The organism is Methylobacterium sp. PvP105 (assembly GCF_017876975.1).
GTDB classification, from domain to species: domain Bacteria; phylum Pseudomonadota; class Alphaproteobacteria; order Rhizobiales; family Beijerinckiaceae; genus Methylobacterium; species Methylobacterium radiotolerans.
The window spans coordinates 460,514-485,986 of sequence record NZ_JAGIPA010000005.1; the positions used below are offsets into that span (position 1 = coordinate 460,514).

Annotated in this window: 20 protein-coding genes and 1 pseudogene; 11 read left to right on the forward strand and 10 right to left on the reverse strand. The window is 70.5% G+C overall.

Annotated features, from left to right (window positions below; genetic code table 11):
* Window positions 1–98 precede the first annotated feature (98 nt).
* On the forward strand, window positions 99–1,796 hold the full coding sequence (locus J3A75_RS35660; RefSeq protein ID WP_116656673.1) for an IlvD/Edd family dehydratase: 1,698 nt from the start codon (window positions 99–101) through the stop codon (window positions 1,794–1,796).
* Between the two features lie 147 nt (window positions 1,797–1,943).
* Here J3A75_RS35660 and J3A75_RS35665 read toward each other — a convergent pair whose 3' ends face one another.
* The 5 genes from J3A75_RS35665 to J3A75_RS35685 form a co-directional block, all read right to left on the reverse strand.
* The gene (locus J3A75_RS35665; protein ID WP_209651339.1) at window positions 1,944–3,404 is read right to left on the reverse strand and encodes an MATE family efflux transporter; all 1,461 of its coding nucleotides are present in this window, start codon (window positions 3,402–3,404) and stop codon (window positions 1,944–1,946) included.
* A gap of 111 nt (window positions 3,405–3,515) precedes the next feature.
* Window positions 3,516–4,010: a PaaI family thioesterase gene (locus J3A75_RS35670; RefSeq protein WP_245337763.1), complete on the reverse strand. Its 495-nt coding sequence runs from the start codon at window positions 4,008–4,010 to the stop codon at window positions 3,516–3,518.
* A gap of 347 nt (window positions 4,011–4,357) precedes the next feature.
* Window positions 4,358–4,900, reverse strand: coding sequence for a TetR/AcrR family transcriptional regulator (locus J3A75_RS35675; protein ID WP_053621274.1), 543 nt, complete (start codon window positions 4,898–4,900; stop codon window positions 4,358–4,360).
* Between the two features lie 247 nt (window positions 4,901–5,147).
* Window positions 5,148–8,261, reverse strand: coding sequence for an efflux RND transporter permease subunit (locus tag J3A75_RS35680; protein WP_029359010.1), 3,114 nt, complete (start codon window positions 8,259–8,261; stop codon window positions 5,148–5,150).
* The gene (locus J3A75_RS35685; RefSeq protein ID WP_024827263.1) at window positions 8,258–9,343 is read right to left on the reverse strand and encodes an efflux RND transporter periplasmic adaptor subunit; all 1,086 of its coding nucleotides are present in this window, start codon (window positions 9,341–9,343) and stop codon (window positions 8,258–8,260) included. Before J3A75_RS35685 ends, J3A75_RS35680 begins: the two co-directional genes overlap by 4 nt.
* 316 nt (window positions 9,344–9,659) lie before the next feature.
* On the opposite strand from J3A75_RS35685, the gene J3A75_RS35690 reads away from it, so the two are divergent.
* Entirely contained in the window at window positions 9,660–10,070 is a 411-nt protein-coding gene (locus J3A75_RS35690) for a group III truncated hemoglobin (protein WP_043073816.1), read from the forward strand.
* 75 nt (window positions 10,071–10,145) lie between these two features.
* On the opposite strand, the pseudogene J3A75_RS35695 reads toward J3A75_RS35690, so the two are convergent.
* Window positions 10,146–11,142, reverse strand: a pseudogene (locus J3A75_RS35695) (MFS transporter); the annotation flags it as partial.
* 459 nt (window positions 11,143–11,601) lie between these two features.
* Here J3A75_RS35695 and J3A75_RS35700 point away from each other — a divergent pair.
* From J3A75_RS35700 to J3A75_RS35710, 3 genes are all read left to right on the forward strand, one after another.
* Window positions 11,602–12,264, forward strand: a complete 663-nt coding sequence (locus J3A75_RS35700) for a ribonuclease H (RefSeq protein ID WP_024827260.1) — start codon at window positions 11,602–11,604, stop codon at window positions 12,262–12,264.
* Window positions 12,265–12,702: 438 nt separating this feature from the next.
* A complete protein-coding gene (locus tag J3A75_RS35705) occupies window positions 12,703–13,140 on the forward strand; it encodes a hypothetical protein (RefSeq protein WP_052516883.1) in 438 nt (145 codons plus the stop codon).
* Between the two features lie 348 nt (window positions 13,141–13,488).
* On the forward strand, window positions 13,489–14,481 hold the full coding sequence (locus J3A75_RS35710) for a hypothetical protein (RefSeq protein ID WP_209651340.1): 993 nt from the start codon (window positions 13,489–13,491) through the stop codon (window positions 14,479–14,481).
* A gap of 865 nt (window positions 14,482–15,346) precedes the next feature.
* Here J3A75_RS35710 and J3A75_RS35715 read toward each other — a convergent pair.
* Window positions 15,347–15,640, reverse strand: coding sequence for a hypothetical protein (locus J3A75_RS35715; protein WP_209651341.1), 294 nt, complete (start codon window positions 15,638–15,640; stop codon window positions 15,347–15,349).
* A gap of 412 nt (window positions 15,641–16,052) precedes the next feature.
* Between J3A75_RS35715 and J3A75_RS35720 the strand changes: the two genes are divergently transcribed.
* Both J3A75_RS35720 and J3A75_RS35725 read left to right on the forward strand, forming a co-directional pair.
* Window positions 16,053–16,268, forward strand: a complete 216-nt coding sequence (locus J3A75_RS35720) for a hypothetical protein (protein WP_164891429.1) — start codon at window positions 16,053–16,055, stop codon at window positions 16,266–16,268.
* A 143-nt stretch (window positions 16,269–16,411) separates the two neighbouring features.
* Window positions 16,412–16,906 (forward strand): DUF2059 domain-containing protein, encoded by a 495-nt coding sequence (locus tag J3A75_RS35725; RefSeq protein WP_209651342.1) that lies wholly within the window; start codon window positions 16,412–16,414, stop codon window positions 16,904–16,906.
* Between the two features lie 633 nt (window positions 16,907–17,539).
* Here the strand turns inward: J3A75_RS35725 and J3A75_RS35730 are convergent.
* Window positions 17,540–18,733, reverse strand: a complete 1,194-nt coding sequence (locus tag J3A75_RS35730; RefSeq protein ID WP_043073803.1) for an alpha-hydroxy acid oxidase — start codon at window positions 18,731–18,733, stop codon at window positions 17,540–17,542.
* 584 nt (window positions 18,734–19,317) lie between these two features.
* Between J3A75_RS35730 and J3A75_RS35735 the strand changes: the two genes are divergently transcribed.
* From J3A75_RS35735 to J3A75_RS35750, 4 genes are all read left to right on the forward strand, one after another.
* Entirely contained in the window at window positions 19,318–20,481 is a 1,164-nt protein-coding gene (locus tag J3A75_RS35735) for an ABC transporter substrate-binding protein (protein ID WP_209651343.1), read from the forward strand.
* 95 nt (window positions 20,482–20,576) lie between these two features.
* Complete coding sequence (locus J3A75_RS35740) at window positions 20,577–21,452, forward strand: branched-chain amino acid ABC transporter permease (RefSeq protein WP_012329745.1); 876 nt, start codon at window positions 20,577–20,579, stop codon at window positions 21,450–21,452.
* Window positions 21,449–23,284, forward strand: coding sequence for an ABC transporter permease subunit (locus J3A75_RS35745; RefSeq protein WP_012329746.1), 1,836 nt, complete (start codon window positions 21,449–21,451; stop codon window positions 23,282–23,284). Before J3A75_RS35740 ends, J3A75_RS35745 begins: the two co-directional genes overlap by 4 nt.
* An 8-nt stretch (window positions 23,285–23,292) precedes the next feature.
* A complete protein-coding gene (locus J3A75_RS35750) occupies window positions 23,293–24,048 on the forward strand; it encodes an ABC transporter ATP-binding protein (protein ID WP_012329747.1) in 756 nt (251 codons plus the stop codon).
* A 286-nt stretch (window positions 24,049–24,334) separates the two neighbouring features.
* On the opposite strand, the gene msrA is transcribed toward J3A75_RS35750, so the two are convergent.
* Both msrA and J3A75_RS35760 read right to left on the reverse strand, forming a co-directional pair.
* Window positions 24,335–24,853 carry a peptide-methionine (S)-S-oxide reductase MsrA gene (msrA, locus tag J3A75_RS35755; protein WP_012329748.1) on the reverse strand — a complete coding sequence of 173 codons (519 nt, stop codon included), beginning with the start codon at window positions 24,851–24,853 and terminating at the stop codon, window positions 24,335–24,337.
* A 173-nt stretch (window positions 24,854–25,026) separates the two neighbouring features.
* Entirely contained in the window at window positions 25,027–25,182 is a 156-nt protein-coding gene (locus J3A75_RS35760; protein ID WP_012329749.1) for a hypothetical protein, read from the reverse strand.
* Window positions 25,183–25,473 lie beyond the last annotated feature (291 nt).

Here is a 25,473-nt window from a genome sequence, read left to right on the forward strand (position 1 = left end):
GGACCGACCCGACGCGCGTCAGGAGCCGGGAGCCCGGCGACCGCTGAGACAGACCGGACGGCCGGGGTGACCCGGGCCGCCCTCGCGAGGAGACGACCATGACCGACGAACCGCACGGCTTCGACCGCGGCCTGACCAATTACGGCGACCGCGACTTCGCCCGCTACCTGCGCCGCTCCTTCGCGCGCTCCATGGGCATCTCGGTCGGCCTGCTGAACAAGCCGGTGGTCGGCATCGCCATGACCCCGTCGGGCTTCAACAACTGCCACCGGGGCATGCCCGAGCTGGTCGAGGCGGTCTCCCGCGGCGTGCTGGCGGCCGGCGCCCTGCCGCGGCCGTTCCCGACCGTGTCACTCGGCGAGGTTTTCCTCAACCCGACCAGCATGATGTACCGCAACCTCATGGCCATGGACACCGAGGAGATGATCGCGGCCCAGCCGATGGACGCGGTCGTGCTGATCGGCGGTTGCGACAAGACCGTGCCGGCCCAGCTCATGGGCGCGGCCTCCGCCGACCTGCCGGCGATCCAGCTCGTCACCGGCCCGATGTCGACCGGCCGCCACAGGGGCCAGCGGCTCGGCGCCTGCACGGATTGCCGGGGCTTCTGGGCCAGATACCGGGCCGGCACCGTCGACGCCGAGGAGATCGCCGAGGTCGAGGGCCGGCTCTCCGTCACGGCCGGCACCTGCGCGGTGATGGGCACGGCCTCGACCATGGCGTGCATCGCCGAGGCGCTCGGCATGTCGCTGCCGGGCACCGCGGCGATCCCGGCGGTGCATTCCGACCGGCTGGTGGCCGCCGAGGAGACCGGCCGCGCGGCGGTGCGGCTGATCCAGTCGAAGATCCGGCCCTCGCAGGTGATCACCGAGAAGTCGGTCGAGAACGCGATCCGCGTGCTGATGGCGGTGTCGGGCTCGACCAACGCCATCGTGCACCTCACCGCCATCGCCGGGCGGCTCGGCATCCGGATCTCGCCCGAGCGGTTCAATCAGATCTCCGACGCGACGCCGGTGCTGGTCGACCTGAAGCCCGTGGGCCAGGGCTACATGGAGGATTTCCACGCCGCCGGGGGCATGGGCGCGCTCCTGCGCGAGCTGCGCCCGCTCCTCCACCTCGACACGGTGGACGTGGAGGGCCGGACGCTCGCCGAGCGCCTGGACGAGCCGGAGGCTTGGGTCGACCGCGCGATCATCCGCACCGCGGAGGATCCCGTGTCGCCGGTCGGCGGCCTCGTGGCCCTGTCCGGCAGCCTCGCGCCCGACGGGGCGATCTTCAAGCGCGCGGCGGCGACGCCTGAGCTGTTCGAGTCGGAAGGGCGGGCGGTGGTATTCACCGGCCTGGAAGACCTGTCGGCGCGGATCGACGATCCCGACCTCGACGTGGCGCCCGGCGACATCCTCGTCCTGCAGAATGCCGGCCCGCACGCGGCCGGCATGCCGGAGGCGGGCTACCTGCCGATCCCCAAGAAGCTGGCGCAGGCGGGGGTGAAGGACATGGTGCGCATCTCCGACGCGCGGATGTCGGGCACGGCCTTCGGGTCGATCGTCCTGCACGTGGCGCCCGAGGCCGCGGTCGGCGGCCCGCTGGCGGCGGTGCGCGACGGCGACCGCATCCGCCTGTCGATCCAGGACAAGCGCGTCGATCTCCTGGTCGCGGAGGACGAGATCGCCCGCCGGCTCGCCGACCACCGGCCGCCGCCGGCCCCGGCTCGGGGCTACAAGGCGCTCTACCGGCGCAGCGTCACGCAGGCCCCGGAGGGCTGCGACTTCGACTTCCTCGCCAAGGCCGAGGGCTGACGGCCCCGGTCGTCCCGGACGGGCGCGTCAGAGGCCGGCTCCGCCATCCGGGGCGCGCCCGTCGCCGAACTCGGCAAGCCCCGCCTGCCGGCCCCGTGACCCGGCAGGCCTGCCGCGCTCATCACCGCCCTGGCGATGTCGGGGGCGTCACGACGCCGCGCCCCGCGTGCGGCCCATCGGCTCCGGTCCGGGCGTCGCGGCCCGGAGGGCGGGACCGTCGCCCGCCGCGACGGCGCCCGGTGCCGCGGTGGTCCCGGGCGCGGCCCTGGTTCGGATCATCCGCCCCGTGGCGAAGGCGGCGGCATTGACGAGGCCCATGGTGACGAAGCCGGCCGAGAGGGCGGCGAACATCCCGGCCAGGCCCAGCCCGAGCACGGCCGCGATCCAGGCGCCGCCCAGCGCCACCCCCAGCCGGAGAAGGCTGGCGGTGAGCGGCCAGCCGACGCGGCCGGCGCCCTGGGCGGCGAAGTAGAGGGCGAGGCCGGCCCCGAAGAACCCGTAGAAGGGCCCGACGATGCGGAGATAGGATGAGCCGGTGGCCATCATGGCCGGGTCGCCTCCGAACAGGCCCAGCCAGGTCTCAGGGGACCCGGCCGCCACCAGGCCGATGGTCTCCGTCAGGCCGCCGGCCACGAGGGCGCCGGTCAGCGCGGCCCGACGGGCGCGGACCTCCATCCCGGCGCCGAGGGCCGTCCCGACGAGGGCCGCGATGGGCGAGCCGAGCCCGAACACGAGCGGGACCAGCAGGTACTCCAGCCGCGCACCGGTGCCGTATCCGGCCACCGCCGCCGGCCCCGCCGTCCCGACGAAGCCGGTCGCCGCGATGACCGTGACGTTCGAGGTCACGCTGGCGATGCCGGACAGAAGGCCGATGCGCAGGATCTCGCGGGACGGCGCCCAGGTCAGCCTCGGGGGACGCCGGCCCGGTCGCAGGACGCCGCGGCCGGACCAGATGTAGGCGGCGAAGACGGCGGAGCCCGCGGCGTAGTAGCCCGCGAAGGCGACGCCGCCGCCCACGACCCCGAGCCTGGGCAGCGGGCCCCAGCCGAAGATCAGCGCGGGCGAGAGCGGGATCAGCACGACGGCCCCCGCGCAGGTGACGCCGGCAGGAAGCGCCATGTTGCCGGTCCCGCGGATCACCGCCGCCAGCGCGTTGAACAGCCAGATCAGGATCGCCGCGCCGAACACGACGCCCGCGTAGGCGGTCGCGGCCCTGAGCGAGCCCCCGGTGCCGCCCATCGCGGCGTAGAGCCTCGGCCCCAGCGGCAGGGCGAGGAGGCTGGTGACGACACCCAGTGCGAGGCCGATCGCGGCGGCGTGCCAGGCGAGAAGATCTGCCTCCGCCCGCCGGCCCGCGCCCAGGGTGCGGGAGACCGCCGACTGGATGCCGCCGCCCATGCCGCCGGCGGACAGCATCTGGACGAGCATCACCACCGGGAAGACGAGGGCCAGGCCGGCCAAGGCATCGGTTCCGAGTTCCGCGACGAAGTACGTCTCGATCAGGCCGATGGAGGTCTGGACGACCATGACCACGACATTCGGCACGGCCATTCGCGCCAGGGTCGGCACGAGGGGCGCTTCGAGCAGGCGGCGCGTGCGGATGTCCATGGCGGGGGCCTCACAGTCTCGGGGGTCGCGGCCGAGCGCCCGCGATGTCGACGGGGCGCGGGACCGACCTTCGGCGCGGTGCAGTCACGCGGGCGTCGACGGCGGGCGCGGTCAGCCGGCGGGCGGCGTCCTCGCCCCGGGCAGATCGAACAGGAGGCAGGTCGTGCTCGCGGTCGCGACGAGGCGGTCGGACGCGTCGCTGAGGCGGCCCTCGGCCACGGCCTGCTGCCGACCGGCGTGAACGACCTGCCCGACCGCGGTCAGCAGCCCGGACCGTTCGGTGGCGGCGCGCAGGAAATTCAGTTTGAACTCCAGCGTCGTGTAGCCGCGTCCCAGCGGCAGGGTCGCGTGCACGGCACAGCCCATGACGCTGTCGAGCAGCGTGGCGAGGGAGCCGCCGTGGACGGAGCCCAGCGGGTTGAAGAGGTACTCCGCGGCCGGCATGCACATCCGGGCCGTGCCGGGATCGACCGACACGAGCTCGATGCCCAGCAGCTGGATCGCGGGCGGCGGCGGGATCTTCCCCGCCATGAGCGCGCGCAGGAAGTCGATCCCCGCGAGGGCTTGTCCCGCCGCGGCGATGGAGCGGGGATCCGCCCATTCCACGATCCTCCGCCGCGAAGGCTCGGGCGATCTCGAAGCCGCGTCGCCGGTCATCGGTGAGCCTTCTCGGAGAGGGGGCGAGCGACGGACCCGCGGCCTCGCGGACGACCCGGTCGGGCGATGTCGGTCCGGAGGCCTGGGCGTCGATGTCGAGCGTAATCTATATAAATGCAGATCACAATCTAAAAACACGGGGCGCGGCCCAGCGGGCCCCGACCGAATGCGGTCCTCCCCACGGGGGTATCGGCTGCGGCGACGATGCGGCCCGATTGGCCCCCGGCGACCCGATCCCGTCCCAGGCTCCGTCCCGGCCATGACGCGGCCCGAGCGAGGCGCCGCCTCGAACCGGCTCAGCCCGGGATCGTGGAGCGCGCCGCCTCGAGCAGTTCGCCGGCCAGGGCCTCGTCGTCGACACCCCGTGCCAGCACCACCGCCCCCACCATGGTCGACAGCGCGATCAGGGCGCGCTGCCTGCGGCGCTCCCTGGACGCTCTGGGCAGCCTGTCCGCGATGAGGCCGGCGAGCCCCTTGACCCCCTGGGTGAACCGCGATCGCAGGGCGCTCCCGGGCGGCTCGCGCCCGACGTCGTTCACCAGCGCCGCGACGGGGCAGCCTCTCCCCGGCGTCCGGACGTGCGCCAGGGAGAGATAGTTCTCGATGAAGGCGTCGAGGTTCGCCCGGTACTCGGCGCTGATCGCGGCGTCGAACGCCTCCGCTGCGAGGGCCTCCTTGCTGGCGAACTGACCGTAGAAGCCGCCATGGGTCAGGCCGGCGGCCGCCATGATGTCGACGACGCCGATACCGTGCAGGCCGCGCTCCCGGAACAGGGCCGATGCGACCTCGACCACGCGCTGGCGGTTCAGCTTGGCTTGCTCCTGTGAGACCCTCGGCATCGTACCGTCCTCCGCTCCCCCTCTCACATAGATGCGCGATATCATTTATTGAAGGGACGGCGGCCCGTGCATGCTCGAGGTCCGGCGGATGGCGGCGTCGCGGTCGCGCCGCGGCCGCCGGTCAGGCTGTCGACCGGCCTGCGCGAGGGGGCGAAGCGCGGGCCGGTCGATACACCGCGCGCCCGAGACCCGAACGCGCGATCGCGGGATGCCCCGGATGGCGGGGCATCGGTGGGGTGAGGCCGGGTCAGGGCTCGGCCGGCACGGGCACCGATGCGGGGCCGGATGCGCTCGGCGTCGCGCGCGCGTCCCGCGCCACCCGGAACCAGAGGGCGTAGAGCGCCGGCAGGAACAGCAGCGTCAGCAGGGTCCCGACCCCGACGCCGCCGATCAGCACGTAGGCCAGCGCCCCCCAGAACACCGAGTGCGTGAGCGGGATGAAGGCCAGCATCGCGGCGGCGGCCGTCAGGATCACCGGTCGGGCCCGCCGCACCGTCGATTCGACGATGGCCTCGTAATCCGACAGCCCCGCCGCGCGGTCGTGGTGGATCTGATCCACCAGGATCAGCGTGTTGCGCATCAGGATGCCCGACAGCGCGATCAGGCCGAGGATCGCGTTGAAGCCGAAGGGCTGGTGGAAGACGAGCAGCGTCGGGACGGCACCGACGAGGCCGAGCGGCGCGGTCGCGAACACCATGACCATGGTGGTGAACGAGCGGACCTGCAGCATGATGACCGTCAGGGTCACGATCAGCATCAGCGGGAAGACCGTCACCAGCGCCGTCATCGCCTTCTCGCTCTCCTCCACCGAGCCGGCCGTGTCGATCCGGTAGCCGGGCGGCAGCTTCGCCTTCACGGCGGCGAGTTCGGGGACGATCTGCGCGTGAATGTCCGGCGGCTGCTTGCCGTCGATCACGTCGCCCTGCACGCGGATATAGGTCTCGCGGTTGTAGCGCTTGAGCACCGCGTCCTCGTTGCGGCTCTCCAAGTGCGCAACCTGCGAGAGGGGCACCTGCCGCCCGTCCCTCGTGGTCAGCGTCAGGTCGCCGATGTCGCCCAGCGAGCGGCGCTCGGGACCGGGGCTGCGGAGGACGACGTCGACGGAGCGCAGGTTCTCGCGGACCTGGGTCGCCGGCGTCCCGTTGAGGTAGCTCTGCAGCTGCTGGCCGGCCTCCTTCGGCGTCAGGCCGATCAGGCGCAGGCGCTCCTGGTCGAGGGCGAGGTGCAGACTCGGCGTCCTGTCGCCCCAGTCGAGGTGGACGAGGCGCATGTTGGGATTGGCCATCATGACGTCGCGCACCTGCGCGGCAACGCGGCGGATGACGTCGAGGTCGGGTCCGACCACCCGGAAGGCGACGGGGAAGCGCACCGGCGGCCCGAACACGATCTGCAGCACCCGCACCCGCGCCTCGGGGAAGCCGCCCGCGTCGACGAGCTGGCGCACCTTGCCGCGCAGCACGTCGCGGGCGTGGGCGTCGGCGGTCTGGACGACGACCTGCGCGAAGGCGGGGTCCGGCAGCTCCGGATCGAAGGAGAGCACAAAGCGCGGCATGCCCTGGCCGATATAGCTCGTGATCTCGCCCGCCTCGGGGATCGCGCGCACGGCCGCCTCGACCTTCCGCACGCTCGCCTCGGTGGTGGCGAAGGCGGAGCCGGTCGGGAGGGTCACCTCGACGATGAGCTCGGAGCGCTCCGAGTTCGGGAAGAACTGCTTCTCGACCTTGCCCATGCCGGCCGCGGCCGCGGCGAACAGCGCCACGGTGATGCCGGCCGCCAGCCACTTGTGATCGACCGAGAGCCGCACGACCCGGCGCAGGCGCTGATAGTTCCGCGTGGCGTAGATCGCCGCGTGCCCGCCTTCCACCTGTCTGATGTCCGGCAGGAGCTTGACGCCGAGATAGGGCGTGAAGGTCACGGCCACGATCCACGAGACGATCAGCGAGAAGGCCACGACCCAGAAGATGTTGCCGGCGTACTCGCCCGCCGTGGAGGCGGCGAAGCCCACCGGCAGGAAGCCCGCGACGGTGACGAGCGTGCCGGTCAGCATGGGCGCGGCGGTGGCGCTCCAGGCATGAGTCGCCGCCGAGACCCGGTCGGCGCCTTCCTCCATGCGCACCACCATCATCTCGATGGCGATGATCGCGTCGTCGACGAGGAGGCCGAGCGAGATGATCAGGGCACCGAGCGTGATGCGGTCGAAGTCGCGGCCGGTGACCATCATGACCACGAACACCGCCGAGAGGGTCAGCGGCACGGCCAGCGCCACCACGACGCCGACCCGGAAGCCTAGGGCCACGAGGCTGACGAAGATCACCACCGAGAGCGCGGTGAAGAACTTCACCATGAACTCGTGGACGGCGTCGTCGATCACCTTCGCCTGGTCGGTGATCTTCGTGAAGGTGATGCCGGTCGGGAGTTCGTGATGGATCGCGACCTCCTCGGCATTGAGCGCCTGGCCCAGGCTGAGGCCGTTGAAGCCCGGCTTCATCACGAGGCCCAGCACCAGGGCCGGCGCGCCGTCGTTGCGGATCGCGAAGACCTTCGGGTCCTCGTAGCCGCGCCTCACCACGGCGATGTCGCCGAGCTTGAGGCTGCGGTCGCCGGCCGCCACCGGGAGATTGCGGAGCGCGTCGAGGCCGTCGATGGCGCCGTCGAGCCGCAGGTACACGCGCGGGCCGTCGGCCTCGACGAAGCCGGCCGGCGTCACGTCGTTCTGGTTGGCGAGCGCCGCCAGGAGCTGCTGGCCGGTGATGCCCAGGGTCGCGAGGCGCTGGTAGGAGACCTCGACGAAGATCTTCTGCGCCTGCTCGCCGAGGATGTTGATCTTCTCGACGCCGGGCACGCGCAGCAGGCGCTGGCGCAGGTCCTCGGCGCGCAGCACGAGATGCCGGTGCGGCAGTCCCTCGGCCTGGAGCGCGTAGAGGGCGAAGTAGACGTCCGAGAACTCGTCGTTGAACAGCGGCCCGAGCACGCCGCGCGGCAGGCTGGAGGCCTGATCGGAGAGCTTCTTGCGCGCCTGGTAGAACTCCGACTGGAGCTTGGCCGGTGGCATCGAGTCCCTGAAGAAGACCTTCATCAGCATCAGGCCGGGGCGAACGGTCGTCTCGACCCGGTCGTAGTAGACGAGTTCCTGGAGACGCTTCTCTAGCGGGTCGGCGACCTGCCGCTGCATCTCGTCGGTGGTCGCGCCGGGCCAGGCGGCCGAGACCGCCATGGTCTTGACCGTGAAGGTCGGGTCCTCGGCGCGCCCGAGCTTCTGGAAGGCGAAGATCCCGGCCGCCGTGACCGCGAGCAGGAGGAACAGCGTGACGGCGCGCTCGCGCACCGCCAGGGCCGAGAGGTTGAAGCCGGAGGCGTTCATCGGCCAGCCTCCGCCATGCTCGCGCTCGCCGGCCGGACCTTCTGCCCGGCCTTGAGCAGATGGGCGCCGAGCGCGACGATCCGGTCGCCGGGGTTCAGACCGGAGGCGATCTCGGCGCTCTCCTCCGACAGGCGCGCGACGGTGACGGGCTGCGCCGCGACGGTCTGGGTCTCGGCGTCGTAGCGCCAGACGGCGGAGCCGCCGCCCTGGTCGAACAGGGCCCCGAGCGGCACGGACACCCAAGTCCTCGCCTGTGCCTGGGCAGGGGTCAGCTGGAGCGTCACGGTCGCCCCGAGGGGCGCGGTCTCGCCGCCGCCCGAGAGGATGTAGCGGGCGCGGTAGGTGCGGGTCGCCGGGTCGGCCGTGGCCGACAGTTCCCGGAGCTTGGCCGGATAGGTGCTCTCCCCCTCGGCGTAGAGGGTCGCCGACGCCGTGCCTCTCGCGCGCTGCCGGCTCCCCTCCGGCACGAACACCTCCGCCTCGCGGGCGCCGTCGCGGGCGAGCTTCACCACCGTCTGCCCCGCGGCGACGACTTGGCCCGGCTCGCTCGGCACCTCCATCACGACGCCGTCGGCATCGGCCTGGAGTTCGGAATAGCCCGCCTGGTTGGCGATCTGGCTCGCCTGCGCCTCGGCGTTGGCGAACTGGGCGATGGCGGCGTCCGCCGCGGCCCTGTTCTGGTCGTAGGTCTGCTTCGAGGTCCAACCGTCGCCGACGAGCTTGCGGCTGCGCTCCTCGTCGGCCCTCGCCTTGATCATCTGCGCGCGGGCCGCCTCGACCGAGGCGCGGGCCGCGTTGAGCGCCAGGGTGAAGTCGGTCCGGTCGAGCCGCATCAGGGGCTGCCCGAGGCGCACGTGGTCGCCCGGGTCGACGAGGCGCTCGAAGATCTTGCCCCCGACCCGGAAGCCGAGATTGCTCTCGGTCCGGGCCCGGATCACGCCGGTGTAGCGCGCGGCGGCCGCCGTGGCGGGCGCGACCGCGACGGTCTGGACCAGCGGCGGCTCCGGCGTGACGGCGGTCTCGGCGGGCGAGCATGCCGCGAGCGCCAAGCCGGCGAACCCGATCACCCATCGCCCATCCATCGCCATAACCCCGTCGCCTAAAAATTATAGTCATCATTTATTATGGCGGCGCGGGGCGGTCAATGGCTCCGGAGGCGTTCGACCCGCTGGCTCGCTTCGGTGACGGCCGAGCGCCTCACGTGACCGGGCGGACGCGCCGCTCTCGGCCGGATGCGTCCGGCAGCCAGATGCCTATGCCGGACGCTCGAGACATCCTCGGTCGTGGTCGAGGGCCAGCACCGTTCGAAGATGAGGCCCGAGCTCTCCCCTCCGGCCGCCGGCCCGGCGGGCGTCCTGTCCCCTTGAAGAGACCGGCCCCCGCCGGCATCTCATGATCATGCCCGATGTCGCGCTCGACGAAGCCAGCCTCACCCGCTTTCTCGACGCCTTTTACGGCCGCGTGCGCGGCGACGCGCTGATCGGACCCGTCTTCGCGGCCGCGATCGCCGACGCGGACTGGCCCCGGCACATGGAGACCGTCCAGGCGTTCTGGTCGTCGGTCCTCTTCAAGTCGGGCCGGTACAAGGGCAATCCGTTCGGGAAGCATCTCGCGCTGGGCCGTCTCCGGCCCGAGCACTTCGCGCGATGGCTCGGCCTGTTCGAGGAAACAGCCTCCGCCCACTTCGCGTCCGAACCTGCCGCCCTCCTGATCGCGCGCGCCCACCGCATCGGCGACAGTCTGAAGGCCGGCCTGTTCTTCCGGCCGGACGTGTCGCCCGTGCGCGATGCAGGATCGGCCGCGCCGTGACCCTCGGAACGGCTCAGGCGTAGGACGCGCAGGGAGCCCTGGACTGGCAGGCGGCCCGGGATTCCGGAGCTCTCGATGCGCGGCCAGCCTCGTGCGCGCGCGACGGCAGCGGATCAGCCACAGCACGATCGCCACGTTGACGGCGTTCCAGGCCGACCCGTTGACGAACGCCGCACGGTAGGAGCCGGTGGCGTCGAAGATCACCCCCGTGAGCCAGCCGCCCAGCGCCATGGCGGCGAGCGTCGCCATCAGTACCGCACCGATCCGCGCCCCGGCCTCCTCGGCCGGGAGGTCCTCGCGCACGATGATCGCGTAGGCCGGCACGATGCCGCCCTGGAACAGACCGAACAGGGCCGAGATCACGTAGAGCGAGGTCAGGTCGTCGAACGCGGGATAGAGCGCGAGTGCCGCCGCCTGCAGCAGCGCACCGGCCAGCAGCGTCGCGAGGCCGCCGATCCGGTCGGCGACGAAGCCCGACCCGGCTGACGATGCCGAAGCCGAGCATCAGCGACAGCATCGGCGCGCCACGGGCGATGCCGTACCCGAGACCGCTGCAGCACGCCACGATGTGGACCTGCGGCATCGCCATCGCCACGCAGCACGCGAGACCGGCCACGACCAGGAGGGCCTGCATCGCCGCGGGCGACAGCGTCGTCACGGCCGGCGGGCCGGCCGCGCAAGAGCAGCGCGAGCGGCAGCATGGCGACGCGGCAGAACAGGCCGATGCCGGCCCGCGTCGCGCGCCGGCCGAACGCGTCGACTCCGCGCTCCACCGCCGGCGCCAGAACCAGCGCGACACGTCGGCCATCAGCGGCCCGCAGGCGACCGAGCGGCCGAGTGCCCCGACGAGCACTCCGTGCGCGAGGGCGAACTGCCACGGGGTCGTCGAGAGGCCGCCGACCGCGAAGCCGAGCATCGTGAGGGTAGAGGGCAGTGCGGCCGCCCGATCAACCCCGAACTCGGCCTGCACCGCGGACAGCACGACGACGACCGACCACATGCCGACGTACCCGACCGTGCCGAGCGCCGTCGCAGCGGCGAGCCGACGCCAGGCGCGGCCAGAGTCGGCGATCCGTCCTCAGCCATTCCGGCGCAGATCTGACTCCGCCCGTGCCGCGTCTTTCACACGAGAGCGCCGTCGCCGGCACCGCGCCCGATCGTCGGGACGGTCCTCAGACAATCCTGTCGCCCGGCGGCCGATGCGGCCCGCCGGTGGATTGCGCCGTCGCCTGCGGGGCGGACGCCGGCAACGGGTCGCGAGCAACGCCGCGCCCTGCCGGACTGATCAGGTCCCGACCCGAATGCCGCGGGGCGGCCGCTCCGCTCGGAGGAGCAGGCCCGCGACAGTCTCGATCCCGCCGGTAAGCGCCCGACCGGCCCTGCCGCGGCGCGGGATCGGTGATAGACGGGCAGCCCGGCGCGCCGCCCGCCAGCGGCACGGGCCCGGGTTGGGGCTACCATCTGTCAGCCAATTTCGGGCATCGATGGCGGCCACCCACCGATCACTGCGTACGAGAGGGCTGACGCCACGATGCGAACGATCGTTTATGCCGATGGCGGATGCGACCCGAACCCCGGGCCGGGGGGGTGGGGCGTCGTCATCGCGGCCCCGGACGGCACAGTGGAGCTGTGCGGTGGAGAGCCCGGCACCACGACCAACAACCGGATGGAGCTGACCGCCGCGATCAAGGGCCTCGAGCATTTTCCCGCCGGGGCCGCGATCGAGATGCGGTGCGACAGCCAGTACGTCGTCAAATCCGTGACCGAGTGGATGCGCGGCTGGAAGGCGAGGGGCTGGCGCTCGACCACGGGTGACGTGAAGAACGTCGATCTCATGAAGCGCCTCGACGAATTGAACGCGGCGCGCGACGTGAAGTGGACCTGGGTCCGGGGACATGCCGGCGACCGTCTCAACGAGCGCGCCGACGCGCTCGTCCACCGGGGCCGCCGCGAAGCGAAGCTCGGCAAGCTCGAGTCGCGGACCAGTGCCGCCCCCGTAACGGCCCCGACCGCCGCACCGGCCCCGGCGAGCCGTGGCGCCGACCTGCGCGTCGATCTCGCGCTCGGTCTCCAGGTCGCTCGGGCCGCGAAGGCGGCGGGCGTCACCCCCGACGCCCTGGTCGACGATGCGATCCGCTTCTACCTCGAGATCGGTCCGAGCGAGGTCGCACGCCTGCGATCGGGCCGGACGTAGCGGTCGGGGCCGGACGGGGCGACGCCCAATCGCCGCTTCGATCCGAACTGCGCTGCCTGCGCCCGCCGCTCGAACAGCAGCCGGCCAGCTCACGGGACAGTCACGGGGGGCGACGCGGTCTCCCCGAAGGCCTGCCCCAATTTGATCGTTGCCTGCCCGTCTCGGGCGGCCGTTCGTGGAAGCGGGCACCGTCTCCGCGCCCGCTTCCGGCCCGCGAATCTTGAGCCGCAAAATTATATACAATAGACGGCCGCGTTCCCATCTCGCCCATCGAACGGCGAGTTGCGCGCGCGGGCCGCGGATGCAACCGCTCTTCTCGATAGACAGTCTTCATCTTCGGAACGCGTTCCGTCGATGGCGGGAGATGGTCTGCGAGCGGCCGGTACCGGCCGAACTGCGGACCCTCCCCGACGCCCGGTTCCAGGGTCGTCTGGGGATGTGTCGCGCATCGGCCAACTGCCGATCTCGCACTTCTCCCACACGGCGGTGCGAACCGAGGCGACGGCCGACGCGGTCCGGCGCAAGGGCCCGCACGGCCGCGTCTACGCGGTCATGAAGCTCTCCGGCCGAGACACTGTCCAGCAAGGAGACCGGGAGGCGGTGAGCCGGACGGGCGCCTTCATGGTCCTCGATGCGCGCCCGAGCGTCATCCAGACGGAGACGGGCGGCGCCCTGGTCCTCGACCTGCCGCGCGAGCGTTTCGAGGCCGTGCTGGGTCCGTCCCGGCTGTTCAGTGTCCTCACGGTCGGAGCGGTCCTCGCTTCCACGATCCTGGCGAACACACACCTCCGGGACCTGATCCGGGTGAGCGATCGACTCAGCCCCGACGCGGCCACGCGCACGGCGTCGATCGGGATTGACGGGATCGCCGCGTAACGGCGGCCGGCGTCCGGCTGTTCGTTCGACCCGCACCGCCGGCCCGCCTCCGGCAGGCGTGCGGGGACGGGGACGCGGCCTTGGCGCCCTCTCACGGCTCCGGAGACGGACCTTCGATCGGACGCCGATCGATATGTCTTTGCTAGATCTGGCGGCAGCCAGATATTGACCGCGGCATGAGTGTCGATAATTAATGAAATGTCTCGGATCTGAAACTGCTTACGCCATAGCGACCACCTTGTTGGATCGGAGCGCTCCGGTGCCTCGGATTGTAGATGTTTGCATCGGCAGGACGTCCTCGAAGAAGACTTATAGACAGCTGTCCATCCTTTCAGGAACCGGTGCTCTATGAAAATCGTTCGCGCGATCGCGGTCTTCATCCAGAAAGTCGTTCACAGGATCCTGCAGTGGCCATCTAAGGCGATTCACCAAATCTATTCCATCAGACTTATTAAGACGAGAAGAGAAGACGGCAGGGCTAGCCTCGTGCGAGCCCACGCTTCCAACCTCTCGGAATTGCGAGACGACGTGAGATTGCTTGGGCAGGCTCTGGTGGAGGACGGCTTCTGCGTGGCGGATGCCGGGATTTTCGAGTCGTTCGGAAGCGTGAAGTTTCAGGCTGCCGCGAATGAGATTTACGATTGCATGGAGGAACATTACCTCAGGACCGGTCGGAACATCGACACCATAAAATTGCTCGACCTGTATCCTTCTCTCTTGGATCAGTTCAAGATCGTCTTTCGAGCCGGTCTCGACATCGGGGTTCTGGAAATTGTCGAGCAGTATCTGAGGCTTCCCGCGGCCTACGGGGGCGTTGATATATTCTTTACTGTAGCCGACGGGTCGGAGAGAGGTGCGAGAACTTGGCACAGGGATAGCGAGGACAATCCCATGGTGAAAGTTGCCGTCTATCTCAATGACGTCGATGACAGTGGCGGGCCACTGGAAATCCTTCATCTACAGCATCTTGCCCCTATGTCGCGGACATTTCGCGGGTTCAGGCATCAAAAACTTGTAAATCTCCGGAAAGAAGGCAAAATCGATTTCGAGGTTACATCATTTACCGGACCGAAAGGGACGGTAGTACTTTGCGATACCTTCAGATATTTCCACAGGGGCAAGCCCGCGACAGGGAGGAATCGAAGGGCGCTCTTCTTCAATTATTACGCCAACAAGCCCCTGACCCCTTATTTCTGCCCAAACCCACCCTTCTCATCCGATAAAATGGAAGCTCTGGTTTCGGATCTGTCCGCGAAGCAGAGGGACGCGGCTCTGTGGCGCGAGAGGCTGACAGGTATCGACAAACTGGTCACGAAAAGACGACCGTATCTGAATGTGTAGATTGTCGCGCAGGCAGCAAGGCGTCCGTAGCTATCGCGCGGAGCTTCGAAGAACTGTGGTCCCGCTCGTGATTGGCCGAATGTGCGACGAAGGACCGTGATCTGAAAATCCTCGATGGCCGCCTGCGTGACCGGGATGGGTCGGGCACCGAATGGCCGCTCCGGGTCGTGTTTCCTCCGACCGCTGCCGCCGCGCAACGCGGCAGAAGCGGTCATCGCGGTGGCGCCGTAGCGTTCGAGCCGCGATGCTGTGCCAGGCGACGGCGGGCCCTGCACGCCGGAGTCCGGTCCGCGTAGCAACCTCGATGACGTAGCTGCCCCACCCCCTATCGTAGAACGTCCAGGCCCCCTGAGACGCGCGCGGCTCGGGCACCGCCCAGCCATCGGCCCAGCCATCGACTCTGAGGCGGGCGTTCAGCGCGTCGACCTGTTCCCGGCTGTCCTGGATGCAGCCGATGTGGTGCAGGTCGGAGTCCTCGGGATAGGCGAACGCGCCGCGTTTCCGGGTAAAGTCGTTGAGAACCAGGACCATGTCGTGATCGTCGTGCAGGACGGCGAGCACCGTCCCGCGCATGACGGAGCAGAAGGCCGAAATAGATCTCGAACATCGCCCGATCGGCGGGCCCGTTGAGGCCGGTCAGATCGATGTGATCGAGCGTCACGGAACGTACCTTCCCTGTCGACCGGAAAGGACGCGCTGGTAGTCGGCCGCTGACGGCGGCCGCCATGCACGAGCGATAGGCCCCCCGGACTACCGACCGGGCTGCGGCTTCTACACGTCCGCGTTCGGCAGCACGCCGCAGCCCGTCAACGGGGCACGCTCGGACGGCGCGTGAGCGTTCCGCGACCTCCGGGGCGCGGCCGGCCTACTCGCAGACCTCGACCTGCCGGACGTGCTCGTACCCGTACGGGTCGATGTACGCGCATCGCTCGACGTGGCAGGCGCCATAGGGGTCGGGCGCGGCGTAGACGGGGCGACCCGGGTAGGGCCCGTTGCTGGCCGACGCGATGGCGCTGCCGGCCACGACGCCGCCGAGGATGCCCAGCGCCACGGCCCCGCCGACGCCGAGGCCGCGCGCCTGAGCGGCCGGCGGGGTGGCGCAGAGTGCCAGAGCGACCAGGGCAGCCGCACCGCCGGTTCGCAGAAACGATTGACGCATGGTGTCCTCCCATCTCCTCGTTGAGGCCACCGTGAGCCCGTAACCGCCGATTCTCGGTGCTGATCGGCACGCCGCGTTCAGTGCACACCCTACTCGATGCGGGCCGGCGCCCGACAACTCCCCGAGCGCCTTCCGGAGCGGCGGGCGCCAGCACCGCCGCCGCTGATCCGGATCAGCGGCGCTTCTCGGCGCCGCCGGCAGCTCCCGCGTCCGGGGCGCTTCTCCGTGTCGGGGCCGGGCGCCGCGGCGATCGACCGATCGACAGACCGACGGGAGCGCGCCAGCTACAGCGCGGTCGGGCGCTGCCGCAACGGTCCCAGTCGGCCCGGGGCGCGCCGTTCAGTCAACGTCGAGAGGGACATCCGGGATGGGAAGCGAAGCGCGACACCCGCAATCGCGAGCCGCGTTGGCCGTGTTCGTCGCCGCCGGCATCGCCTTGGCGGGCGCCGGTACGATCGGCTGGCGCTGGTACAGCTACGTCACGGCCGGCGCCTCGCCCTACGACGAGGTCGGCATCGAGGTGAACCGCCGCCTGCCGGAGCCGCTCCGTGCGTGGGGCTGCCAGCGCATCAAGGAGCGCTTCCCCCGCGCCGTGCCACCCTACGGTTGCCAGCCTGGACAGGTCTGAGGGCTGCCGGGGCGCCGCGCAATTCTGTTCAGGGCTGTGGAGCAACCCGGACCGGACGCACGGCCTTCGGAAGCGCGCCGCGCTCGTGAACAAGGCCGCCATGCGCGGTCTCTGCACTCGTCGTCGGTTTGTGCCTGGCTTCCATGTCGCTCGGCGCGGTACGGGCACGACCGGCTCCGAAGCCTGCGCCCGCGGCGGCGCCGGATCCGACCCTGCTGAAGGTTGCCCGGGCGACAGTCGCGCAGATGCAGGGCGACCGAACCGCGACGCTCGGCTCGATGGCGGCCCCGGTGATCGGCATGATGCAGCAGATCGGGATCGAGGTGCCCGACAAGGCCCAGGTGCTGGTGCAGGAGGTCGTCATGCCGACGCCGACGGCGCACTACGACGAGCTGCTCGCCATCCAGGCGCGCGGTTTCGCCACCGTACTGAACAAGGACGAGTTGCAGGCCATCGCGGCCTTCCACGTGCCGCCCGCCGGGAAACGCTTCGCGGCAGTCCAGCCGCCACTTGCTCGGATTCAGCGCGCGGGCATGCAGCAATGGATGCAGTCCGTGATGCCGGCGATGCGGGGCAAGCCGACGACGGCCATCCAGGCCCACGGCTGGCCGCCGGGCAAACCGGCGAAGCCGCGTTGAACAGGTGCGAGCCGCGACGCGGTCGAAGCAGATTGTCGACCGGCTTCGACCGCGCGGCCATGCCAGACACCGTGCCAGACGCCACGCGGGGCGCTCGGGCCGTTCGGCGAGTCTCGAAGGGTCAGCCGATGGCCCAGAACAGCGGCAGCGCGCCCGCGAGGAACAGGGCCGAGGAGACGAGCACGGCGAGGGGCTCGCGGTGATGCAGGACGAAGGCGTGAGGGCTGGCGAACATGGCGAGGCCGGATCGGGAGAGAGGTCAGCACGCTCGCGCCTGAACCTTGACGGATCGAGGGCGCTTCGCGCTGTCCACAGGTGATGGCCGACCTCTGTCACTGCCGCGCCACATCCTTTTGGATGTGCTCGGGCGCACTTCGCGGACGGCGTTTCTGGCATACCAAATTCACCAGGCCGTCTTTCCCCCCTCGGCGGCCCGATCCAGCGGCGCAGTGACCCTACGGGTTGCTGCGCCGTTGTCGTTGTGGATGCGGCCCGGCGCGACCGCCCCGTTCGTATCGGTCCCGCGCCGAGGCTTCTCGGCGGTGCGCGGGCCGGGGGAAGCGAGATCCACGATGGACCCCGATCGGGGCCCTCGACGCAGCGAGGCCGCGCATCGGAACGGCGGTCGCGCCGTCAGGACGCGATGCGCCGCGCGGCCGGCGCGTCGTCCCGGGTCTTCTGCGCGGAGGGTGCCCAGAGGATCGACCGGTCGACCGCGCGGATGTCGCGATGGCCGCACAGGGCCATCGTCGTGTCGAGTTCCGTACGGATGATCTCCAGGGAGCGGGCGACGCCCGCCTGACCGTAGGCGCCGAGCCCGTAGAGGAAGGCGCGGCCGATGAACACGCCCTTCGCACCCAGGGCGACGGCTTTCAGGACGTCCTGGCCCGAGCGGATCCCGCCGTCCATCAGGACCTCGATGCGCGGGCCGACCGCGTCCGCGATTCCGGGAAGCGCGGCGATGGACGAGGGGGCGCCGTCGAGCTGCCGCCCGCCATGGTTCGAGACGATGAGCGCATCGGCCCCGGTCGCGGCCGCCTTCTCGGCATCCTCCACGTCCAGGATGCCCTTCAGGATCAGAGGGCCCTGCCACCGGTCGCGGATCCGCCGCACGTCGTCCCAGTCCAGGCGCGGGTCGAACTGGTCCGCCGTCCAGGCCGAGATCGAGCGGGTATCGCGCACGCCGTCCACGTGCCCCACGATGTTGCGGAACGTCCGGCGCTGCGTGCGCAGCATGGACCAGCACCAGCGCGGCTTGGTCAGGAGATCGAGGGCGGTGCCCGGCGTCAGCCTCGGCGGGGCCGACAGGCCGTTTCGGATATCCTTGTGGCGCTGCCCGAGGATCTGGAGGTCCAGCGTCAGGACCAGGGCCGAGCAGCCCGCCGCCTTCGCGCGGTCGATGAGGCGGTCGTTGAAGCTGCGGTCGCGCATGACGTACAACTGAAACCAGAACGGCTTGCTGACGGTCTCCGCGACATCCTCGATGCTGCAGATGCTCATCGTCGACAGCGTGAACGGCACCCCCGCCGCCTCCGCCGCCCGCGCGGCCAGGATCTCGCCGTCGGCGTGCTGCATGCCCGTGAGGCCCGTCGGCGCCAGGGCGACGGGCATCGCGACGGCCTGGCCGGCCATCGTCGTGGCGAGGGAGCGGTCGGTCATGTCGACCGCGACGCGCTGGCGGAGCTTGATGCCGGCGAAATCGGCCTCGTTCGCGCGGTAGGTCGACTCCGTCCACGAACCGGAATCGCAGTAATCGTAGAACATCCGCGGCACGCGCCGCTTCGCGACCCGCCGCAGGTCCTCGACCGTCGTGATGATGGGTGCCATGGGAGGTTCGGCCTCGCGACTGGATGACGGGACCGGTCGCGGGACAGGCGGGCTCGCGCCCGCTCGTACGCCGCACGCGTTTCAGGTCGCGATGCCCCGTGCTGGACGCTCGACGGTGCAACGGTTCGCCGGAAAACGGAAGCGCGTCGTCGCGGAATGCACCGCCCCGGCGGGATGCACGGCCTGCTCGACGGCCGCGAACGGTCCGTCGCGGGAGACTGCCGGTCGCGAGGCCGGTCGCGTCCGGCCTCCCGCGCGCGGACGCCGGTCCTATCGCGCCTGTGGCGCCCGTCCACGCCGCAGAAGAGCCCGAAGTTTATGACTGAAAGTACACATTTCGGATCGCGTGTATCCGGATCTTCCCGTTCCGGCCCCGCATCAGGACAGATGGGACGCGATCGGTGTCTCGCCGCGACCGCAGTTCGCTTCGCCGCACCGCAGCGAAATCGGTCGAGTGACGATCCGAGAACTTCTTCTCATCGAATCTGACCGGCGAAGGCTTGCAGGATAGACATCGGCGCGCGGAATAGGGACCATCGTCGCCAACGCCGGGCCTGAGCATCGGCGGTGGGACGGATACGCCAATGAGGACGACGCGCCGCGTTTTCTTGACGGGTGCCGCATCCGCAGTCGCGAGCGGTCTGGCGCCGGGGGTGATCCGCTCGGCCTGTGCTCAGGGCGCCGGGTCGACAGTCCGGATCGGCATGGTGCTCCCGGTGACGGGGCCCGGCGCGGATGCCGGCCGCTACGCCCTCGCCGGGGCCAAGATCGCCCTGGAGGCGGTCAACAAGGCCGGCGGCGTGCTGGGCAAGCCCCTGGAGATCGTCACCGAGGACGACCAGACCACCAATCCCGGCGCGGTCTTCGCCTTCTCCAAGCTCGCCTCGCAGGGCGACCTCGTCGGCTTCCTGGGCTCGATCCGCTCGACCCAGAACCACGCCATGGCGCCAGACATCCTGAAGACCGGCAAGCCCGTCTGCTTCGGCGGCACCGACCCGGTTCTGACCCAGCTCGGCAATCCCTGGCTGTTCCGCTTCCGGCCCAACGACAGCTTCTCGGCCCGGGTGATCGCCGAGCACGGCGTCAACGGGCTGGGGAAGAAGAAGTGGGCGATCATCCACTCCACCGACGCCTTCGGCACGAGCGGCGCCAAGGCGCTGACCGAGAGCCTCGCCAAGGGCGGCGCCACGGTCGCCCTCGACCAGGGCTACACCAACCAGAGCCAGGACTTCACCCCGGTCGTGCTGGCGATCCGCCAGTCGGGCGCCGACATGATCGGCTCGTACTTCACCTTCGAGAACGACATCGGCATCTTCGCCCGGCAGTTGCGCCAGCTCGGCGTCACCGCGCCCTGGGTCGGCTCGCCGTCGATCACCAACGTGACGGCGCTGAAGCTCGCCGGGCCGTCGCTCTTCGGCACCTACGGCGTGGCCGACTACGCCGAGGAATCGAGCGACGCCGCCCGGGCCTTCGGCAAGGCCTACCGGGCCGCCATGAAGGTCGCCCCCGACAACCAGTCGTCCTGGACCTTCGACGCGGTCACGGTGCTGGCCAAGGCGATCAACACGGCGGGCAAGACCGAACCGCAGGCGATCCGCGAGGCCCTGCTCGCGGTGCGCGGCCACGAGGGCGCCGAGGGCACCTACAACTTCGACAAGAACGGTGACGGCCTGCACGGCTACAACGTCGTGCGCAACGACAAGGGCAACATCGTCTTCGACCGGCGGATCGACTTCTACCAGGGCTGAGACGCCCCGATCGAGACAGGCCTCGGGGCCGCGCCGATCCGGCCGGATCGGCGCGGCCCCGGCGCCTCCCCGAGGAAGCAACGCGTGCGGACCGCATGGACCTGATCCTGCAACTCCTCTTCACCGGGATCGGCATCGGCTCCGTCTACGCCCTGGTGGCGCTCGGCTTCGTGCTGATCTTCCGCGCCACCAACGTGGTGAACTTCGCGCAGGGCGAGTTCTCGATGGTGGCGGCCTTCCTGATGGTGGTCTTCGCCGTCGACCTCCAGTGGCCCTACTGGCTCTCCCTCCTCCTGACCCTCGGCGGGATGGCGCTGCTCGGCGCCCTGTTCAATCTCGGCGTCTACTACCCGCTGCGCCACCGCAGCTACCTGCCGGTGATCATCTCGACCATCGGCGCCTCGATCTTCCTGGCGAACACGACGCTCGCCCTCTACGGGCCGCAGCCGCAGGTGCTCCCGCCCGTCTTCGAGACGCAAGGGTTCCTGCTCGGACCGGTCTTCCTCGACAGCCAGTACCTGCTGATCATCGCGGTGACGGCGGCCCTGGTCGCGTTCCAGTACTGGTTCTTCGAGCACACACTGGTCGGCAAGAAGCTGCAGGCGACGTCCCAGGACAAGGAGATGGCCGCTCTCCTCGGCATCCCGGTGGCCGGGATGATCATGCTGACCTTCGTGTACAGCGCGGTGCTCGGCGGCATCGCCGGCATCCTGGTGGCGCCGGTGCTGTTCGTGTCGATCCAGATGGGGGCCACGATCGCCCTCAAGGCCTTCGCGGCGACGATCATCGGCGGCTTCGGCGACGTCACCGGGGCGATCATCGGCGGCCTCGCGCTCGGCATCATTGAGACCTTCGGGGCTGCCTACATCTCGGTCCCCTACAAGGACGCCTTCGCGTTCCTGGTGCTGGTGGTCTTCCTGGTCGTGCGCCCGCAGGGCCTGTTCGGCGAGCGCGTGGCGGAGAAGGCATGAGCGGTCGACCCTCCACCGGCGCCGGCCCGGCCGCGGCGAAGCCAGCGCCCGCGCCGCGCCGGCTGCCCCTGGGCAGCCTCGCCTACGCGGTCCTGGCCGCCGCCCTGGTGACGCTGGCCGCGACGACGCCGCTCAGCGGCTACGCCCTCAACATCCTGATGCAGGCGGCGACCTACGCCATCGCGGTGATCGGGCTCACCGTGGTGCTCGGCCTGTGCGGGCAGATCAACCTGGCCCAGGCCGCCTTCTTCGGGATCGGTGCCTACGCTGTCGGGCTCGGCACGGTCGACGGCGGCCTCAACTTCTGGATCTGCCTGATCACCGGCCTCGGTCTCGCGGTCGTGCTGGGCGCCGCGCTCGGTGCCTCCACGCTGCGGCTCGGCGGCCACTACCTCGCCATGGTGACGATCTCGTTCCAGCAGATCCTGACGCTCGTGCTGACCAACTGGATCCCGGTCACGCACGGGCCGGACGGCGTGCCGAACATCCGCCGCCCGGCCCTGTTCGCGGACGGGCAGAGCTACCTCGCCCTGTGCGTGCTCGTGCTGGCCGTCGTCGGCTGGCTCGTCTGGCACATGCCGCGGACCCGGCTCGGGCGCGCCATGCGGGCGGTGCGCGACAACGAGCTCGCGGCGGGCGTGTCGGGCATCGACATCTACCGCACCAAGGTCGCGGCCTTCGCCCTCGGGGCGCTGCTGGCGGGGCTCGGCGGCGGGCTGTTCGCCGGCAGCTTCACCTATATCAGCCCGGACCAGTTCTCCTTCGCCGAGTCGATCGTCTTCCTGACGATGGCGCTGCTCGGCGGCGTCGGCTCACCGGTGGGCGCCGTGATCGGCACCGCCCTGCTGATCCTGATCCCGGAATGGCTCCGCTTCCTCAAGGAGATCCCCGGGCTCTACCTCGCGATCTACGGGCTCGCGGTGATCCTGATCGTGGTGTTCATGCCCGACGGGATCTGGGGCTTCCTCGGCGACCAGGTCCGGCGCCTGCGCCGGGCCCGCCCGGCCCCGCCGCCCGCCGCCGAGCTGACCCTGAGCCAGGGCGGGGCCTCCACGGCGCCGATGCTGGAGGTGTCGGACCTGTCCAAGCACTTCGGCGGCCTCAAGGCCGTGGACGCGGTGAGCTTCACGGTGGCGCGGGGCGGCATCCACGCGCTGATCGGCCCGAACGGCTCCGGCAAGACCACGACGCTGAACGTCCTATCGGGCCTCTACAGCCCCACGGGCGGCACCGTGCGGCTGGCCGGGCAGGACGTCACGCGCCTGTCCCCGCACCGGCGGGCGGCGGCCGGGATCGGGCGCACCTTCCAGAACATCCGCCTGTTCCGCTCGATGAGCGCCCTGGAGAACGTCGTCATCGGCGCCGAGCGCCCCGACAACCCCTCGGGCGCGCGCGACCGGGCGGGCCTGGAGGCCCGCGCCCGGGCGGCGCTCGCCTTCGTGGGGCTGGAGGGGCGGGCGCTGGAGCCGATCTCCGGCTTCTCGTACGGCCACCAGCGCCTGATCGAGATCGCGCGGGCGCTGGCCGGCAACCCCGTGCTCCTGCTCCTCGACGAGCCGGCCGCGGGGCTCAATTCCAGCGAGAAGAACGCCCTGACGGTGCTCCTGCGCCGGATGGCCGCCAAGGGCCTGACCATCCTGATCATCGACCACGACATGACGCTGGTGAGCGACGTGGCGAGCCATATCACCGTGCTGAACTTCGGCCGCCGCATCGCCGACGGCGTCACGGCGACCGTGCTGCGCGAGCCGGCGGTGATCCAGGCCTATCTGGGCGAGGACGCTGCCGCCGGTCCGGCGGCGAGCCTCAAGACCGACCTCGCTCCGGCGTGACCCCCGCGATGACGACGCCCGCCACGCCCCTGCTCGAGATCCGCGATCTCGTCGTCCGGTACGGGGAGATCGAGGCCGTGCGCGGCCTGTCCTTCTCAGTCGGCGCCGGGGAGGTGGTGACGCTGCTGGGTTCCAACGGCGCCGGTAAGTCGACGACCCTCAAGGCAATCTCCGGGCTGGTGCGGCCCGCCGCCGGCACGATCCTGCTGGAGGGGCGGCCGCTGGAGGGCCTGAAGCCCGAGACGATCGTGCGGCTCGGCGTCGCCCACGTCCCGGAAGGACGCCGGGTCTTCCCGGGGCTCACGGTGCGCGAGAACATCATGCTCGGGGCGTCCAACCGCTCCGGCCTCGGCAAGCGGGCGTTGCGCGACGAGGTCGAGGCGATGTTCGACCTCTTCCCGGACATCCGCCGGTTCGGCGACGCCCTGGGCTGGACGCTGTCGGGCGGCCAGCTCCAGATGGTGGCCCTCGCGCGCGGCCTGATGGCCAAGCCGCGGATCCTGCTGCTGGATGAGCCCTCCCTCGGACTGGCCCCGGTGATCGTCCAGGCGGTGTTCGCGATCATCGCCGAGGTGCGCCGCCGCGGGACCACCGTGCTGCTGGTGGAGCAGAATGCCCGGATGGGGCTCTCGGTCGCCGATCGCGGCTACGTGCTGGAGACGGGCCGCCTCGTCCTGCAGGGCGCGCCCGACGCGTTGTGGGCCAACGACGAGATCCGGTCGGCATATCTCGGCGGGCGGACGAGGCCCGAACTCGCGGTCTGACCGGACCGTGCCCCGGCGGCGGCCGCACTGCGCGCTGGACGGATGCGATGCCCGGCGCGGATCGTGCGACCGTCGCCGGACGGATCGGTGCCTTCGGCGGAGCGGTCCTGCAGACGTTGGGAGGCGCGTCCCGGCATCGTCGCCGATCTGCACGGCAAGGCCGCGCTGATCATCCGTGCCGTGACGAACCTCTGCTTCCGGACCTGCCAGCGACATCGCCGGCCGTTCCGTCATGATCGTCGGGACCTCAGACCGCCGACGGTCCGGCGGCCCCGGCCAGGGGAGCCTATGCGCCCTGCGTGGCGGGAGCGCGCGCGGGCAACACCCAGCCCGGCCTGATGAAGTGGCAGGTATATCCGTCGGGACGCCGTTCCAGGTAGTCCTGATGCTCCGGCTCGGCCTCCCAGAACGGGCCGGCGGGCGACACTTCGGTCACGACCTTGCCGGGCCACAGGCCGGAGGCGTCGACGTCGGCGACGGTCTCTTCGGCCACGCGGCGCTGACCGTCGTCGGTGTAGAAGATGGCCGACCGATAGCTGAGGCCCCGGTCGTTGCCCTGGCGGTTCGGCGTCGTCGGGTCGTGGATCTGGAAGAAGAACTCCAGCATGCGCCGGAAGCTCGTCCGATCCGGGTCGTAGATGATCTCGATGGCCTCGGCGTGGGTGCCGTGGTTGCGGTAGGTCGCGTTGGGCACGTCGCCGCCCGTGTAGCCGACGCGGGTCGATATCACGCCCTCCTGCCGCCGGATGAGGTCCTGCATGCCCCAGAAGCAACCACCGGCTAGCACCGCCCTCTCGGTTCTCATCGTAGCTCCTCCTGAGCCGTTCCACTGACAGCGCAGATATAGGGATCCCTCGGCCGCCGCGTTCTGCGACGTCGTCGCCTGCCGTCGCGATCGCGGCAGCGAGCGCCGCGGGCATCGTCAGGGGACTGAGCGCGAGACGTCCGCGGCGAAGCGAACGTCCCCGGAGCGGCTTCTCAGCTCCGCACGAGCGGCTTGCTGGCCTTGAAGTTCTTCCGCGCCGGTTCGGCCTTGCGGGGATCCGGCTTGTCGGCGAGGAGGCGCTTCACGCGCTCGTTGAAGTCCTCGGGCGTGACGCCCTGGGCTTTGCCGGTCTTGAGTTCGCGTGCCATCTCGGCCTCCGCTTCGTGGCCCAGAGCACGGGATTGCGCGGAGGGATCGGACTCATATGGGGACTCGTCGGCCGCGGCGCCACCGACTTCGGGCCAGGATAGCCGTCCGCACGCGATGGACCCGCGGGCCGAGATGGGATAGGGTCGCTGCGAGGTTGATGACCGGTTCGTAATAACGCTTCAGGACCCGGGGGCGGTACCCGGCGCCTCCACCAGAAGCATCCTGCCCCGGATACCGCGCGGGGACGAGGGCGAGCGTCCGGCGTTGCGGATCGCGCGCTGCCAGGGTGC

What these genes read in the sequence shown, in the direction of transcription:
- J3A75_RS35710 (WP_209651340.1), top strand. Translation starts at nt 13,489, where the DNA reads ATGAAAATCGTTCGCGCGATCGCGGTCTTCATCCAGAAAGTCGTTCAC.
- J3A75_RS35750 (WP_012329747.1), top strand. Translation starts at nt 23,293, where the DNA reads ATGACGACGCCCGCCACGCCCCTGCTCGAGATCCGCGATCTCGTCGTC.
- J3A75_RS35665 (WP_209651339.1), bottom strand. Translation starts at nt 3,404, where the DNA reads ATGGACATCCGCACGCGCCGCCTGCTCGAAGCGCCCCTCGTGCCGACC.
- J3A75_RS35740 (WP_012329745.1), top strand. Translation starts at nt 20,577, where the DNA reads ATGGACCTGATCCTGCAACTCCTCTTCACCGGGATCGGCATCGGCTCC.
- J3A75_RS35745 (WP_012329746.1), top strand. Translation starts at nt 21,449, where the DNA reads ATGAGCGGTCGACCCTCCACCGGCGCCGGCCCGGCCGCGGCGAAGCCA.
- J3A75_RS35760 (WP_012329749.1), bottom strand. Translation starts at nt 25,182, where the DNA reads ATGGCACGCGAACTCAAGACCGGCAAAGCCCAGGGCGTCACGCCCGAG.
- J3A75_RS35690 (WP_043073816.1), top strand. Translation starts at nt 9,660, where the DNA reads ATGCCCGATGTCGCGCTCGACGAAGCCAGCCTCACCCGCTTTCTCGAC.
- J3A75_RS35660 (WP_116656673.1), top strand. Translation starts at nt 99, where the DNA reads ATGACCGACGAACCGCACGGCTTCGACCGCGGCCTGACCAATTACGGC.
- J3A75_RS35680 (WP_029359010.1), bottom strand. Translation starts at nt 8,261, where the DNA reads ATGAACGCCTCCGGCTTCAACCTCTCGGCCCTGGCGGTGCGCGAGCGC.
- J3A75_RS35730 (WP_043073803.1), bottom strand. Translation starts at nt 18,733, where the DNA reads ATGGCACCCATCATCACGACGGTCGAGGACCTGCGGCGGGTCGCGAAG.
- msrA (WP_012329748.1), bottom strand. Translation starts at nt 24,853, where the DNA reads ATGAGAACCGAGAGGGCGGTGCTAGCCGGTGGTTGCTTCTGGGGCATG.
- J3A75_RS35675 (WP_053621274.1), bottom strand. Translation starts at nt 4,900, where the DNA reads ATGCCGAGGGTCTCACAGGAGCAAGCCAAGCTGAACCGCCAGCGCGTG.
- J3A75_RS35735 (WP_209651343.1), top strand. Translation starts at nt 19,318, where the DNA reads ATGAGGACGACGCGCCGCGTTTTCTTGACGGGTGCCGCATCCGCAGTC.
- J3A75_RS35725 (WP_209651342.1), top strand. Translation starts at nt 16,412, where the DNA reads ATGTCGCTCGGCGCGGTACGGGCACGACCGGCTCCGAAGCCTGCGCCC.
- J3A75_RS35685 (WP_024827263.1), bottom strand. Translation starts at nt 9,343, where the DNA reads ATGGATGGGCGATGGGTGATCGGGTTCGCCGGCTTGGCGCTCGCGGCA.
- J3A75_RS35715 (WP_209651341.1), bottom strand. Translation starts at nt 15,640, where the DNA reads ATGCGTCAATCGTTTCTGCGAACCGGCGGTGCGGCTGCCCTGGTCGCT.
- J3A75_RS35700 (WP_024827260.1), top strand. Translation starts at nt 11,602, where the DNA reads ATGCGAACGATCGTTTATGCCGATGGCGGATGCGACCCGAACCCCGGG.